The organism is Achromobacter sp. 1011811831, assembly GCF_059760905.1.
Window position 1 is genome coordinate 1 of record NZ_JCBANG010000008.1, and the last position, 16,035, is coordinate 16,035.

Here is a 16,035-nt window from a genome sequence, read left to right on the forward strand (position 1 = left end):
CTGCCGCCGCTGGGCTGGTGGGCCAGCCTGGAAGGACTGGGCGCGGACTACAGCACGGCGGTGGGCGAGCAGCGCACCGTCGACTGGGACGGCGGGCAGGCCGTGGTCGAACTGGACGCCCGCACCCGCATGAACGTGGCCGACGGCCCGCGCCGCCTTGAGTTGCTGGAAGGGCAGGCCGCGATCACCTGCGCCGAGCAGGGCCAGGGCCTGACCGTCGCGGCCGGCGCCGGCGAGATCCTGCTGGGCGCCGCCAGCGTGGGGCTGCGCCGCAGCGGCGACGAGGTCACGGTCACCTGCCTGCGGGGGCGCGTGGATATCCGCCATCCTTCGCGCGAACTGGCGCTGGAAGCCGGCCAGCAGGCGCGCTACGGCGCCGTCGCGGTGACGGCGCCGGCGCGCGCCGACATGGAGCAGGCCATGGGCTGGCGCGAGGGCGTGCTGGTGTTCCGAGACATGCCGCTGTCCGAGGCGGTGGCCGAGATCAACCGCTACCGGCCCGGCCGCATCATGGTGCTGGACGACGCGCTGGCGGCGCGGCGGGTCAGCGGGCGTTTCCAGATCGCCCGGCTGGACCTGGCGATCGACCGGATCCGCGAGGCATTCGGCGCGCATGTGCGCCAGCTGCCCAAGGGCATCGTGTTATTGAGCTGACACAAAAGATTCACGAAAAAACCAGTTCGGGTTCCGGGCGGGCAAACACGACAGGAGATATCGCAGGCGAGCGGCCCGAGTCATACCGGGCGCGCGCCATCCGGTCCCCAACCTGAGTCCGTTTCCATGCCCGGCCACACCCGCACTCCCTCCCGCATCCGCAACTGCCCCGCCGCCAGCCTCAAGGGCCGGCTGGCGCCGCGCCGTACGCCGCTGGCGACCGCGCTGGCCTCGCTCGCGCTCGTCGGCGCGGGCGCCGCCCATGCCCAGCCCGCCGCGTTCAGCAGCGGCTGGTTCGCGGCCAAGGGCGCGGCGCAGGCCAACACGGCGGTCACGGGCCGCCTGCCCAACGGGCAACCGGCGCTGGGGCTGCCGGACGGCGCGCGCCAGTCGCAGGCCGCGCGCGAGCAGCTGCAGCGCTCGGTGGGCAACCTGGGGCGCACCGCCGCGTCGATCGCCGCGCAGCAGGCGGCGCAGCGCGCGGCCCGCGATGCCGCGCTGGCCACGGGCGGCGCGGCGCCGGACGGCCTGGCGGAGGGCGGTCTCAAGGTGGACGCCAATCCCCTGACCGCCGGCTGGCGCAACGCCAGGGCGCCGGTGCAGACCGCCGCCAACGGCCGCGTCAACGTCGCCATCGAGCAGACCGGCGAGAAGGCCATCCTGAACTGGGAGACCTTCAACGTCGGCCGCAATACCACGGTGCAATTCCGCCAGGATCCGAATTGGGCGGTGCTGAACCGCGTCAACGATCCGAAGGCGCGTCCGTCGCAGATCCAAGGCCAGATCAAGGCCGACGGCACGGTGATGATCGTCAACCGCAACGGCGTGGTGTTCGACGGCGGCGCGCAGGTGAACGTGCGCAACCTGGTGGCCGCGGCCACGCGCCTCAGCGACGAGCAGTTCCAGAACAACGGCCTGTACAGCGCGGACGGCAAGACGCCCAATTTCACTGATGCGCTGGGCAAGATCGAGCTGCGCCCGGGCGCGGTCATCGAGACCAGCCGTCCTTCGACCGTGACCCAGTCCGGCGGCTACGTCCTGCTGCTGGGCCGCGAGGTCGACAATGCCGGCACCATCACCACGCCCAAGGGCCAGGCGGCGCTGGCGGCCGGCGACAATTTCGTGATCAAGCGCGGCCAGGGCACCGAGGGCAACGTCGCCTCGACCACACGCGGCAATGACGTGACGGCCTCGGGCGAAGGCGCGGTGCGCAATCGCGGCCTGATCCTGTCGCCGCTGGGCGACATCACGCTGGCCGCGCGCCAGGTCGAGCAGGCCGGCGTGCTGGCCTCGACCACCTCGGTGGACGCGCGCGGCACTATCCACCTGAACGGCGTCGGCGCCGATGGCGCGGTGACGCTGCGTTCCGGCTCGACCTCCGCCATCCTGGTGGACCTGGACGGCGCCACCGCCCTGGACGGCCAGCGCGACGCCCTGATGCCCGCCAGCCAGGCCACGGGCCAGACGCTGGGGCAGACCGACCCGTATCGCCGCGACCTGTCGCTGGTGCAGGTGGAGAGCGGCGGCACGGTCGACTTCCAGGGCGATTCGCTGACGCTGGCGACCGGCGGGCAGGTCGGGGTCAAGGCCGGCAAGCGCACGCTGGTGCGCGACGGCGCGCAGATCGACGTGAGCGGCGCCATCGGCGTAGCCGTGTCGATGGAATCGAACAATCTCAAGATCAACGTCCAGGGCAACGAGCAGCGCGACGCGCCGATGAACCGCGACAGCGGCAAGCTCAACAACGGCGATATCTGGCTGGATCGGCGCGAGCTGATCCGCGTCGCCAGCGGCAGCGGCGGTTATGACGGCGACCGCTGGTACAGCGGCGGCGGCCTGCTGGAAGTCGGCGGCTACCTGGGCACCATGGGCGTGCCGGTCAGCCACTGGCTGGCGCAGGGCGGCCAAGTGCGCTTCGAGGGCGCCGAGGTGGTGACGCAGAAGGGCTCCAGCATCAACCTGTCGGGCGGCACGCTGGACGTGCGCGCCGGCACCTTGCAGCAGACCTGGCTGCGCGGCGCGGATGGCCGCCTGTACGTGGCCGACAAGGCCCCGGGCGACGTGCTCTACACCGGCGTCTACCAAGGCTACGAGCAGCGTTCCGCGCGCTGGGGCGAGAAGGCCACGCGCCGCTTCTACAACCCGCTGCTGGCGCCGCGCACCCGCTACGAGGACGGCTACACGGTCGGCCGCGACGCCGGCACGCTGCTCATCTCGACCCGCAGCGCCGTGCTGGAAGGCGATCTGGTCGGCGACACCTACCAGGGCACGCGCCAGGACCGCGCGCCGCAGTCCGGGCTGGACGGCTACAGCCAGTCGCAGCGCGCCGCCGCGCGCCGCGCCGGCCTGGTGGTCGGCAACGATGTGCGCTATTACGACACCGCCTCGCGCCAGATCTATTCCCAGCTGGGCGCCACCGGCGACACGGTGGCCGAAGTGGTGCTGGGCGCGGGACGCGAGCGGGTGGCCGACGGCCTGGACCTGGGCGCCGCCTTGCCGCAGGAAAACAAGGGCAAGCTGTTCCTGGACGCGAACCAGCTCAACGGCTTCTCGCTGGGCCGGCTGCGCGTCGCGGCCGGACGTTCCATCACCGTCGATGCGGCCTTGCGCGGCGCCGATGGCGGCGAAATCACGCTGTATGCGCCGGACGTGGACGTCAAGGCCAATCTGACCAGCCGCGGCGGCCTGATCCAGGCCGGCAACGTGCTGTACCAACCGTCGTTCCTGGCCGTGCGGCTCGAGGACTCGGCGCTGGCCCCGGCCGCCAACCAGCAGGCGCGGCTGCACGTCGCGGGCGGCGTGATGCTGGACGCGCGCGGCGTCTGGGCCAATCTGCTGCGGGACGCCGACGGCCTGGCCGGCCTGCCGGTGCGCGACGGCGGCCGCATCGCGCTGCGCGGCACCGGTGACGTGGCCGTGGACGCGGGCAGCGTGCTGGACGTGACCGCTGGCGCCTCGCTGGTGTCCGATGGCAAGCTGCAAGGCGGCAAGGGCGGCAATGTGACGCTGGCCTCGCATGTGCTGGGCCAGATTCCTTCCAACGGCGGCCTGCTGTCCTTCGCGGGCGAGGTGCGCGGCTACGGCGTCACGGGCGGCGGCACGCTGTCCGTGGCCAGCGGCGGCAAGATCGTGCTGGGCGGCCCCGTGGATGCGCAGGACGCCACTACGCTGCGGCTGGACCCGTCGTTGTTCAGCACCGGCTTCGGCAAGTACGAGATCAACGGCTACAAGGGCCTGACCGTCGCGGACGGCGCGCAGATCGACGTGCTCATGCCGGTGCTGCGGCTGGAGGGCGGCGCCGCGCAGGCGCCCGGTTCGGGCGCCCCGCCCGCCGACGTCCTGACGCGCTGGACGCCGGCGCTGTATACCGAGGACGCGCTGCGCGGCACGCTGACGCAGCGCGCCGGCGCCGACCTGGCGCTGTACTCGGACCGGGCCGCGCAAGGCGGCCCCATCGTGGTGGGCGAGGGCGCGCGCGTCAGCGTCGATCCCGGCCGCTCGATCCAGATCCGGGGCGCCGACCAGATCACCGTGCTGGGCCGGCTCGATGCCTGGGGCGGCCGCATTTCCATCCAGGAGCCGCGCCAGGGCGAGCAGCCCTATGTGCCGAAGGCCAATCCCCGTTCGGTCTGGATCGGCGAGCAGGCGGTGCTGGACACCGCCGGCCGCAGCCATGTGGCGACCGACGCCAGGGGCCGGCGCTATGGCACGGTGCAGGCCGGCGGCGCCATCGAGATCGGCGGCACGCTGAACTGGGAGGCCGATGTCGATACGCGCACCCGTCCCATCGACCGCCACGTCATCCTGCGTCCCGGCTCGCTGCTGGACGCGTCCGGCACGCAGGCCGTGCTGGACCTGCCGGGACGCGGCGCGACGCTGGTCGGCTCGGACGGCGGCAGCATCGTGCTGGCCTCGGCCAACAGCCTGCACCTGGACGGCGCGCTGCGCGCGGCGGCCGGTTCGGCGCAGGCGGCCGGCGGCACGCTGGGCATTGCGTTCGGCGGTGCCTTCTACCAGCGCAACCTGTCGCCGGAACAGGCGGTGCTGCAGGAGCGCCGGTTGGTGCTGACGCAGCGCCAGGGCGAGAGCCGGCTGGCCGCCGGCCTGCGGCCGGGCCAGGCCAGCGCCGAGCTGGTCTACGGCACGGGCCGCCTGGGCGTGGACCGCGTCGAGGCGGGCGGCTTCGACAACTTGGCGCTCGATGCCAGCGTATTCGCCGACGGCAACGTGACGCTGGCCATGCGCCAGAGCCTGCGCCTGTCGGGGGTGCTGACGCTGCGCGCGGACGCGCCGGCGGCCAGCGTGGTGGACCTGCGCGCGCCCTACGTGCTGTTCAATCAGTCGCGCTATGTGGGGCTGCAGGGTGCCGATTTCTTCGTGCAACTCGGACCCGAGCCGCTGAAGTACTTCCACAACGGCAACCGGCTGAACGTGTCGGCGAATCTGGTGGATGTGCGCGGCCTGCGCGACCTGATCGGCTTTGACGACGTGCGCTTCGACGTCCAGGGCGACCTGCGCATGGGTAGCCCGGGCTTTGTCGACCGCAGCATCCGCACCAAGCTGGCGGCGCCCGACCGCATGACGCTGAGCGCCGCGCAGATCTACACGACCACCCGGGGCGGCGGCATCATCGCCGCGGGCGAGTACATGGCAAAGGGGCCGCAGGGAGACATCTACAGCTACAACCCCAAGGCGGTCCTGACGATCCGGCGCGCCTCCGGCGATCTGCCCGCGGTGCCGTATGCCGCGTTCGGCGGGCTGACGCTCATGGCGCCGCTGATCGAACAGGGCGGCGTGCTGCGCGCGCCGCTGGGCAGCATCGTCTTCGAAAGCAACCCGCAGGCGCCGAGCACGGTACGGTTCCTGCCGGGCAGCCTGACCTCCGTCAGCGGCGCGGGGCTGCTCATGCCCTATGGCGGCACGGTGGATGGGGTGAAGTACCTCTACGCCGGCAATGAGGTGAAGCCGGACGCCACCGGCTCCGCCGGCTACGATGGTCGCAAGATCGAGATCCAGGGCAAGGCGGTCGAGGTGGCCGAGGGCGCCGTGCTGGATTTGTCCGGCGGCGGTGAACTGAGCGGCGGCGCCTTCGTGCGCGGACGCGGCGGCTCGGTGGACGTGCTGCGCTACGCCATGGCCGACGCCAATCCGGGATTCGGCTTCAGCCGTTCGGGCAACGCCGTCTATGCCATCGTGCCGGGCTTTGCCGGCAACCAGGCGCCGATCGCGGCCGACGCGGGCGCGGGCAGTCCGGCGGTGGGCCGGCAGGTGACCATCGGCGCCGGCGTGCCGGGCCTGCCGGCCGGCACCTATACGCTGTTGCCCTCGACCTATGCGCTGTTGCCGGGCGCGTTCCGCGTCGAGCTGGGCGCGCAGGGCGCCTATGACGCGTCCGCCGTGGCGCGCACGCGCGGCGGCTCCTGGGTCGGCAGCGGCTGGCTGGGCACGGCCGGCACCGCGCAGCGGGCGGCGCTGCCGACCAGCCTGTTGTTCACGCCGGGCGACGTGCTGCGGCGCCATGCGCAATACAACGAGACCTCCTACAACGCCTTCCTCCTGGCGGACGCGGCGCGCAAGGGCACCCAGCGCGGCCTGATGACCGTCGACGCCCGCGCGCTGCAGCTGACCCTGGACGAGGGCGCGGGCATGGGCCGGCAGCCGGCGCTGTCGTTCAAGGGCCTGGCGCGCTTCGGCGTGCCGAAGGACAGCGGCGGATACGCGGGCAACCTGGTCGTCAACGGGCCGGCCCAGGGGCTTGAGATCCTGGCGGCGGGACAGACGCCCATCCTCGGGCCCAAGGCCGCGGCGATCCAGGCCTCTGATCTGAACGCGCTGTCCGCCGGCGCGATGTTCCTGGGCGGCACGCCGGGCCGGGGCGTGTACGACTCGGGCCAGATGGACGTGTACGCCAAGAACACGCAACTGCTGGTGCGCAGCGGCGCCGTGCTGTCGGCGCCCGAGATCTTCCTGTACGCGGCCTCCGGCGGGCGCGGCATCATGGTCGAGCAGGGCGCGACGCTGTCCACGCTCGGGCGCGGCGCGGCGGCGCTGGACGCGCGCACGGGCACGTACTACGCGCTGACCTCGGGCGCCTTGCTGGCCGTATCGAACGGGCTGGTGAACCTGATGGCGCCCAAGGGCGGCGCCGGCACCGCCATCGACGTCGGCGGCTGCGTCGCGGCCTGCGGCGGCGCGTCCCTGCTGCTGTCCGAAGGGTCCATCGGCGCGGCCACCAGCGGCGGCTTCACCTGGCGCGACACGGTGCAGTACGGCACGCGCAACCTGGCGCTGAGCGTATCGGCCGTCAACCTGGGCAGCGCCCAGGCCTTGCAGCAGGCCGGCGCGGCGGGCCACCTGCCGCCGGGCCTGGAGATGAACCAGGACGTGCTGGCCACGCTGCTGCGCGGCAATACGGCGCTGGGCGCGCCGGCGCTCGAGAGCCTGATCCTGAACGCGAACGAGTCAATCAACGTGTACGGCGCGGTGGCGCTGGACGCGCGCGGCGCGGGCGGCCGCTCGCTGCAGCGGCTGGTGCTGGGCGCGCCGGCCATCTACGGCTACGGCGCGGCGGGCGACACGGCCACCATCGCCGCCGGCGAGTTCATCTGGGCGGGCGCGATCGCCGCGGACCGCAACGGCATCAATGTCGGCGCCACCAAGCCGCAGGCGCCCGGCGGCGCCATGCTGGACCAGCTCGGGCACGGCAAGCTGAACGTCGTGGCCGACACGATCCGGCTGGAGTCCTCGCCGTATCAGCTGCCGAACGATCTGGTGACGGCCGAACGCCTGCTGCTGGGCTTTTCCTCCGTGACCCTGGACGCCGCCAAGATGATCGCGGGTCGGGCCCGGGGCGGGCTGTCGGTCTATCACGAACAGGACGGCTACAACGCGCAGGACGGCTGGCGCTATCGCGGCGGCGACCTGCTGATCCGCACGCCGCTCCTGACCGGCGAGGCCGGTTCGGTGATGACGGTCAAGGCAGGCGGCGCGCTGTCCGTCGCCGGCACCGGCGCGGCCGCGGCCGCGCGCGACGCGCTGGGCGCCACCATCAACCTGGCCGGCCGCAGCGTGTCGCTGGACACGACGGTGGCGCTGCCTTCGGGCAAGCTGTCGATCAAGGCCGACGACAACATCGCGCTGGGCGCGGGTTCGCGCATCGACCTGGCCGGCCGCGAGGTGCGCCTGTTCGACCAGCTGCGCTACAGCTGGGGCGGCGACCTGGAGCTGCAGAGCATGGCTGGCGATATCACGCAGGCCAAGGGCGCGCTCATCGACGTGTCGGCGCGCAACAACCGCGCCGGCCGCGTGCAGGCCATCGCGCTGGGCAACTCGGCGGGTCGCATCGACCTGGGTGGCACCTTGCGCGCCACGGCCTCCGGCCGCTACGACGCGGGCGGCACGCTGGTGCCGTACGAAGGCGGCGAAGCCGTGCTGCGCGCGCAGGCGCTGGCCGACTTTGGCGAGCTGAACGCCCGCCTGACCGAAGGCGGATTCTTTGGCGCGCGCCGCTTCCAGATCAAGCGCGGCGACCTGACGGTCGGCGACGAGCTGCGGGCCCGCAACGTCGAACTGGTGGTCGACGGCGGCAGCCTCACCGTCAACGGCCGCATCGATGCCAGCGGTCCGCAGGTCGGCAGCATTCGCCTGGCGGCCATGGGCGACCTGGTCATCAACGGCGTGCTCGACGCGCATTCGACCACGCTGCGCGTGGACAGCTACGGCAAGATCATCGACAGCGCCAACCGCGCCATCGTCGACCTGACCTCGCGCACCGGCACGCTGTCGCTGGGCGCCGGCGCCCAGGTGGACCTGCGCGCCGGCGTCGGCGCGCAGAACAACGACGGCGTGGCTCGCGGCACGCTGGACCTGAACGCGCGTCGCCTGGGCGGCGGCGCCGAGCGCGGCGCGATCGCCGGCTCCGGCAACGGCGCCAACGACGTGGCCGTGTCGGTCGCGGGCACTCCGCTGATCCAGGGCGCCAAGACGGTGGCGGTCAACGCCTTCCGCCGCTACGACGACGCGCCGCTGGCCGCCGCGCCGGACGTCACCGGCAAGCGCCCGCAGGAAATCACGCAAGGCTATCTGGACGGCATCGACGGCCAGAACCAGACCTACATGAACGCCGCGTTGGCCAACCCGGCGGTGGCCGCGCGCCTGGCCGGCCTGGGCGCGTACAAGCTGCGTCCGGGCGTGGAAGTCGTCAGCGCCACGCCGGACGGCGACCTGACCGTGTCCGGCGACATCGACCTGTCCAACTACCGTTACGGGCCGGGCGCCGACCGCCTCACGCCCGCGCGGCGCGGCTATGGCGAACCCGGCGTGCTGGTGCTGCGCGCCGGCGGCAACCTGAACATCTACGGCAGCATCAACGACGGCTTCGGGCCGCCGCCGGATTCGCCGGATGACGCCGGCTGGCAGCTGGTCCAGGGCCGTCTCGGCTCGCAGGGCATCACGGCTTTCGGCGGCGACCTGGTGGTGCCGATCGGCGGCGTCAAGCTGGAGGCCGGCACGATGTTCCCCACCGGCAGCAAGCTGAACTACGACCTGCCGGTCGCGCCCGTCACGCTGCCCGCCGGCACCGTGCTGCCCGTGGCGATGACGCTGGACGCGGCCCTGTCGCTGCCGGCCGGGCTGGTGCTGACCGGCGACGTCACGGCCGCCGACGGCCGCGTGCTGCGCGCCGGCACCGTGCTGGCCGGCGAGCTCAAGCTCGCGCCGGGCGCGCAACTGGGCGCCGGTTTCGTCCTGCGCGGCGAGGCCGCCGTGCGCGCCTTCACCTGGCCCAAGGGCGTGCCGCTGCCGGCCGACTTGAAGGCCAGCGCGCAGATCACGCTGGCGCAGGGCTCGCTGATCCCGTCGCAGACCAAGCTGGTGCTGCTGGGCGGCAAGCCGGTGGACCTGCGACCCAAGGGGCCGGACGGCAAGCAGGGCCGCAACTGGGCGCTGGCGCCCATGCTGGGCGCGGGCGCCAGCGCCTGGACGCTGACCGCGGTGGCTGGCGCCGACCTGGGCTCGGCCGACGTGCGCACGCGCAACGTCCTGAGCAAGGGCGATCTGGTGATGTCCGACACGCACTACGGCCTGGCGGGCCGGGGAACCGAGACCTCCAAGACCGTCTTTGTCGGCGTGATGGTGCTGACGCCGCTGGGGGCCGAGGAACTGATCGGAGATCCCTCGCTGGCCGGCAAGCCGATCAAGCCGATCGCCGACGAATGGCAGATGGACTGGGAAACGCTGTGTTCCTGGGGCGCCTATTGCGAACCGGAACCGCGCAGGGTGACGGCCGCCGGATCGCAGCAATGGGCGGGCAACGCCAGCTGGGTCGGCAAGACGGTGCAGGAAATGGCCGCCGCGCTCAACAAGACCGAGGACGCCATCTGCGCCAATGCCGCCCACTGCGAGGGTGGCGGCACCTCGGAAACCATCGTCACCCGCACCTACAAGTACGTCTTCGGCTCGCCCTTGTTCAGCGTGCTGCGCACTGGCGCCGGCGACCTGTCGCTGCTGGCCGGGCGCGACGTGGGCATGGCCTCGCTGTACGGCGTGTACACCGCCGGCACGCCCACCTCGCTGGGCGCGGCCGACGCGCGCTTCAACCTGGCGCGCGGCTATGACGGCAAGACCGGCGTGCTGGGCCTGATGCAGCTGGACGGCAAGTACGACGCCGCCATGGCGTCTTACCGGGCCTGGTATCCCGACCACGGCGGCAACCTGCTGGTCGATGCCGCGCGCGACGTATACGGCGATGCCATGGGAGCCGCGGCCAACAGCGGCGTCGAGGTCGACTGGACCAGCAGCCTGGCGCGCTATTCCAGCACGATGACCGGCGCCTGGCTGTGGCGCCAGGGCAGCATCGGCACGCCGGGCGTGGCCGATATCGCGCCCAGCTGGTGGATCAATTTCGGCGCCTACACGGTCGATTCCCCCTACGGCGCCGGCTACAAGGAACCGAGGGTGGTGGGCTTCACCGGCTTCGGCACGCTGGGCGGCGGCAACGTCAGCATCGCCGCCGGCCGCGACGCGGGCGTGCGCGACGCGCGCGGCGACGCGGCGCTCTATGTCAACGGCATGGCGGCGCGCTCGCAAGGGCTGACCGCGGTGGTCGCCAGCACTGGTCGCCTGCTGGATGGCAACCTGGTGCTGACCGGCGGCGGCGATCTGGACCTGCGCATCGGCGGCAGCCTGAATCCCACGCTGAGCGCCACCCAGCTGCAGGCGATCGGGCCGTCGCACACGGGCGGCTCCGACAACCTGGACCTGAACGGCGTGCTCGGCAACCTGCGTGGCCGGATCAGCCTGTCGGCCGGGCAGATGGGCGGCATGGACCTGCGCTACGGCGACGGCTCGGGATTGCGCGCTCCGGATCCCTATGCCGTGGCCGGGGGCCGGGTCATGGGCGGGCCGCGCCTGGTGCTGGGCGACGCCGTGGCCTGGATCGACACGCGCGCCGACCTGGTGCTGGGCGGCGTCAGCGACCCTGGCCGCGTCACGCAGGTCAATTCCAGTCCCTACCAGATGATCGGCGCGGCGGATCCGGTCGTTGGCGGCGGCAACGGCTGGTTCACGCTGTGGACGCCGTCCACCGCGATCAATCTGTTCTCGGCCGGCGGCAACCTCACCCCGATGACCGTCAGCAACAGCCGGTTCCTGGGAGAAGAACTGTCTTCCGATGTCACGCGGGTGTCGGCGGACGGCCGCCGCTATTTCGTGTATCCGTCCATCGTGCGCGCCGTGGCGGCCGACGGCAACATCGTGCTGGCCGACAATGCCGCGGGCTACGACAACCCGGTGCTGCTGCTGGCGCCGTCCGCGGGCGGCCAGCTCGAGATGCTGGCGGGCCGCTCCATCCTGGCCAATGGCGCCCATGCCGTGTCGATGTCGGCGGCCGATGCGCCGCTGCCCACGCCCTGGCGTCCGGCCTTCAGCGCCTTCGATGTCTCGAACGGCAATCCCATCCTGACCAATACCAGCAAGGATGGCGTGCAGCCTGGGTCGCTGGGGTACAACAAGCCGCTGTTCGTCTTCGGGCCGGCCTCGCCCACGAACCGCGCGCTGCACGCGGGCGATGACACCGTCGCCAGGTTCTACGCGGTCACGGGTGACATCCTCGGCCTGAAGAGCGGCGCGGTGGTCGACATGCGCGGGACCAGCCGCAGCACGGACACCTGGTACGAGGCCGCCGTGCCGGTATCGGTGCGGGCGGGCCGCGACATCATGCGCCTGGATGTCACCGCGCTGCACAACAATGCGCGCGATCTGTCGCTGATCGAGGCCGGCCGCGACATTATCTACGCCAATGCGCAGGTGGCGGGCCCCGGCACGCTGCTGATGCAGGCGGCGCGCCAGGTGCGCCAGGACGACGCGGCCAGCGTGCGCAGCCTGGGCGCCATCGTGCGCGGCGACAACCGGCTCGGCGCGGACATTGCCGTGCTGGCCGGCGTGGGCGCGGCGGGGCCGGACTACGCGGGCCTGCTGGCGCGCTATCTGGATCCGACCCGCGCGCTGGCCGCCGGCGAAACGCTGGGCGCCAATCCGGATCGCGTGGTGCGGTCCTACGGCGGCGAAATGAAGCTGGCGGACTGGCTGCGCCTGCACTTCGGCTATCAGGGCGACGAGCAGGGCGCGCAGGGCGAGCTGGCGCGGCAGCAGGCGAAGGTGGACGCCCAGGCGGCCGCCGACACCTCGCGCAAGCGCCGTGATCTGTCGCAGGACTATCGCCAGGAAAGCGAGCTGCACCTGGTGAACTGGCTGCGCAAGCAGCACGGCTACGAGGGCGGCCAGGACGGCGCGGCCGCGGCCTTCGCGGCGCTGGCGCCGGCGGAGCGCGGCATCTACGCGCGCCAGCTGTTCTTCGCCGAGCTGAAGGAAGGCGGCCGCGAGTACAACGAGGAAGGCGGCCCGCGCTTCGGCAGCTACCTGCGCGGACGCCGCGCCATCGCGGCGCTGTTCCCCGAGAGCGATGCCGCCGGCGGTCCGATCCGCTACGAGGGCAGCTTCACGATGTACGGCGGCGCGGGACTGCGCAGCAGTTTCGGCGGCAACATCCAGCTGATGACGCCGGGCGGCCAGCAGGTGCTGGGCGTGGAAGGCGTGGCCCCGCCGGCCAGCGCCGGCGTGGTGACGCAGGGCCAGGGCAACATCCAGCTCTATTCGCAGGGCAGCGTGCTGCTGGGCCAGAGCCGCATCATGACCACGTTTGGCGGCCACATCCAGGCCTGGTCGGCGAACGGCGACATCAACGCCGGGCGCGGCGCCAAGACCACGGTGCTGTACACGCCGCCGCGCCGTGTCTACGACGCCTTCGGCAACGTGACGCTGTCGCCCACCGTGCCGTCCACCGGCGCCGGCATCGGCACGCTGGCGCCGATTCCCGAGGTGCCGGCGGGCGACGTGGACCTGATCGCGCCGCTGGGCACCATCGACGCCGGCGAGGCCGGCATCCGGGTGTCGGGCAACGTCAACATCGCGGCGCTGCATGTGGTGAACGCGGCCAACATCCAGGTGCAGGGCGAGAGCAAGGGCATCCCGGTGACGGCCTCGGTCAACACCGGCGCCCTGTCCAGCGCCAGCGCGGCGGCCTCCACAGCCACGGCGGCGGCGCAGGACGTGATGCAGCGCGACCGCGCCGCCTCGCGCCAGAATCTGCCGTCGATCATCTCGGTGCAGATCCTGGGCTATGGCGACGAGCAGCTTCCGGCCGGCCGCGCGCCGGCCAGCCCCAGCGTCGACGCCGGCAAGCAGGCGCCGATCTATCGGGCCGACAGCGTGTTCCAGATGGTCGGCGACGGCCAGCTGACACCGGTGCAGCAGGCCGCGCTGACGCCGGCCGAGCGGCGCAACTGGCAGCCTTGACCATGGCCGCCATCACCGAGGCCCGCCCGGTGGAAATCCGGGCGGGCGCCGCCGGCGCGGGCGAGCCGACGGCGCTGCAGCATTTCATCGCCAGCCACTACGACGACCTGCGTTGCCGGCTGGTGGCCTACCTGGGCAGCGAGGATCTGGCCGGCGACAGCCTGCACGATGTCTGGCTGCGCCTGGCCACCAGCCAGGCGGCCGAGGTGCGCAATCCCGGCGCCTACGTATTCCGCATGGCCTGCAACCTGGCCGTGGACGGCCTGCGCCAGGGCTGGCGCGAAGTCGGCCAGGACGGCGATGACGCCGGCCTGCTGGCCGATGACGCGCCGGGTCCGGCGGAGGTGGCCGAGGCGCGCTCGGAGCTGCTGTCCTGCATGCGGGCGCTGCAGGCGCTGCCCAGCCGCCGCCAGGCCATCCTGCTGGCCCGCAGCGTGGAAGACCTGTCGCCGCGCGAAGTGGCGCTGCGCTACGGCATCACCGTGGACAGCGTCATGGGCGAGGTGCGGCGCGCGCGCCAGACGCTGGGGGCGCCGCAGGCGCTGAGGGCGGGAGCGGGTTCCCGCCAGCGCCGCTGCCTGTCGGCCTAGAACGCCCGCCGCTCAGCCGTCCTGTTCGTGGTTCGTGATGAAGTCAGCGGGCAGGGCAGGCCCCCAGACGTACAGCGCGTCCTCGGGCGGATGGTCGGCCGCGGGCCATCGCGCGCCGGGCGCGATGAAATCGATGTCGTAGGAATACTCGGCGTAGCTGCCCCAGGGGTCGCGCACATAGCGGAAGTAGTTGGAGCCCAGCACATGGCGGCCGACGCCCCAGCCCTCGCCATGGCCCGCCGCGCCCATCTGTTCCATGCCCAGGCCCACGTCGTCCAGCGAGGCCACGCACCAGCTGGTGTGGTGCAGGCCCAGTCCGCCGGACTTCGCCAGCGCGATCAGGTGATGGTCGCTGCCATGCGGGCTGTGCAGAAAGGCGATCACGTCGCCGGACGTGTCCGACACGCGCAGGCCGAGCACGTCCACATAGAAGCGCGTGGCCCGCGTCACGTCGGCGCTGAACAGCAGGATGTGCGACAGGTACAGCGGCCGCACGCGCGGCGCGCGGCTGCGGGCGGGGGCGCGGCCGGCATTGGCGCAGGGCTGCGGCGGCGTCTGCGGCGCCGGCGCGCAGGGCGAGGACTTGGGCGCGGCGCGCAGCTGTAGCGGCAGGCCGTCGGGACCGGCGATCCAGATGCCGCCCTCGTCCGCGCCGGCGGGCGCGGCGATGCGCGCGATGCCCAGCTGTTCCAGGCGTTCGGCGAAGCGCGGCGCGTCCCCGGCGTGGATGCCCAGGCTGATCCACGACAGCCGCTTGCGTCCCGCCGCCTGCCGGATGCGGCCCCAGCGCTGCGGATGGCCGAAGGCGTACAGCGCCAGGCCGCCGTCCTCGTCGCGCACGTCCAGGCCGAAGCTCACATAGAAATGCCGCGCGGCTTCCAGGTCGGGGACGCTGAACACGAACTCGTCCACCGAATGCACGGCAAGCAGCGGTGTGGTCAGGATAGACGCGCCAGAATTCATGCTGTCTCCATTGCGGGCCGGCGCCAGACAAGCGCCGGCATCGCTATTCTGCGCCCTGGCCGGCAACCGGCCCGGCGCTTGCTGGATCGCTCAGCCGGCCTTCGGCTGGTCCAGGATGTGATTGCGCAGCAGGCCGATGCGCTCGATCTCGACCTCGACCGTGTCGCCGGCCTTCATGTAGAGCTTGGGCGTGCGGCCGAAGCCCACGCCGGCCGGCGTGCCGGAGAAGATGATGTCGCCGGCCTGCAGCGTGATGGCCTGGCTGACGGTGGAGATCACCGTGGCCACGTCGAACAGCATGTCCGTGGTGCTGGCCGACTGCACGGTGGCGCCGTTCAGCCGGGTCTCCAGGCGCAGCCCGCGCCCGCCCGGCGGCAGCTCGTCGGCCGTGACCACGTAGGGGCCCCAGGTGCCGGTGCCGTCGAAGTTCTTGCCGACCGTCCATTGCGGCGACTTGAACTGGTACTCGCGCACCGAGATCTCGTTGCCGGCGGCGTAGCCGAACACATGTTCCAGCGCGCGGTCCTTGGGAATGTCGCGTCCGCCCTTGCCCAGCACCACCACCATCTCGCCCTCGAAGTCCAGCGAGTCGCTGACGGCGGGGCGGTGGACGATGGCGTTGTGGGCGCCCAGGCTGGTCGCCACGCGCAGGAACAGCGTCGGGTAGTCGGGCTGTTCGTAAGGGCTTTCCTTGGTGTGGTCGGCGTAGTTCAGGCCCACGCACAGGATCTTGGGCGGCTCGATCGACGGCGACAGGAATACGGCCTGGTTCGGATCGACGTGGACCGTGGCGCCGGCGGCCAGGCGCTGGAAGTCGGCCAGTCCGAGCCCCTGGCGCAGCAGCGCGCCCAGGTCGGTCCCGGGGGCGGCCAGCAGGGCCAGGCGGTCTTGTTGCAGGGCGGCGGCGCAGGGCGCGCCATCGATTTGGACGGTAGCCAGTTTCACGGGATCTCCAGGGTCTGCGTGGCAGCCAAAA

Annotated in this window: 5 protein-coding genes; 3 read left to right on the forward strand and 2 right to left on the reverse strand. The window is 72.3% G+C overall.

From position 1 onward, the window contains the following. The 3 genes from AC6LJ9_RS05045 to AC6LJ9_RS05055 all read left to right on the forward strand — a co-directional run. A partial coding sequence (locus AC6LJ9_RS05045; RefSeq protein ID WP_498146673.1) for a FecR family protein occupies positions 1-654 on the forward strand: 654 nt, incomplete at its 5' end. Positions 655-780: 126 nt separating this feature from the next. Then, positions 781-13,506: a filamentous hemagglutinin family protein gene (locus AC6LJ9_RS05050; RefSeq protein ID WP_498146674.1), complete on the forward strand. Its 12,726-nt coding sequence runs from the start codon at positions 781-783 to the stop codon at positions 13,504-13,506. A gap of 2 nt (positions 13,507-13,508) precedes the next feature. Continuing rightward, positions 13,509-14,096, forward strand: a complete 588-nt coding sequence (locus AC6LJ9_RS05055) for an RNA polymerase sigma factor (protein WP_498146675.1) — start codon at positions 13,509-13,511, stop codon at positions 14,094-14,096. Positions 14,097-14,108: 12 nt separating this feature from the next. On the opposite strand, the gene AC6LJ9_RS05060 is transcribed toward AC6LJ9_RS05055, so the two are convergent. Continuing rightward, on the reverse strand, positions 14,109-15,059 hold the full coding sequence (locus AC6LJ9_RS05060; RefSeq protein WP_498146676.1) for a VOC family protein: 951 nt from the start codon (positions 15,057-15,059) through the stop codon (positions 14,109-14,111). A gap of 90 nt (positions 15,060-15,149) precedes the next feature. Next, the gene (locus tag AC6LJ9_RS05065; protein ID WP_498146677.1) at positions 15,150-16,004 is read right to left on the reverse strand and encodes a fumarylacetoacetate hydrolase family protein; all 855 of its coding nucleotides are present in this window, start codon (positions 16,002-16,004) and stop codon (positions 15,150-15,152) included. Positions 16,005-16,035: the final 31 nt, after the last annotated feature.

Coding starts and splice junctions, on each gene's coding strand:
- AC6LJ9_RS05055 (WP_498146675.1), top strand. CDS start 13,509: ATGGCCGCCATCACCGAGGCCCGCCCGGTGGAAATCCGGGCGGGCGCC.
- AC6LJ9_RS05060 (WP_498146676.1), bottom strand. CDS start 15,059: ATGAATTCTGGCGCGTCTATCCTGACCACACCGCTGCTTGCCGTGCAT.
- AC6LJ9_RS05050 (WP_498146674.1), top strand. CDS start 781: ATGCCCGGCCACACCCGCACTCCCTCCCGCATCCGCAACTGCCCCGCC.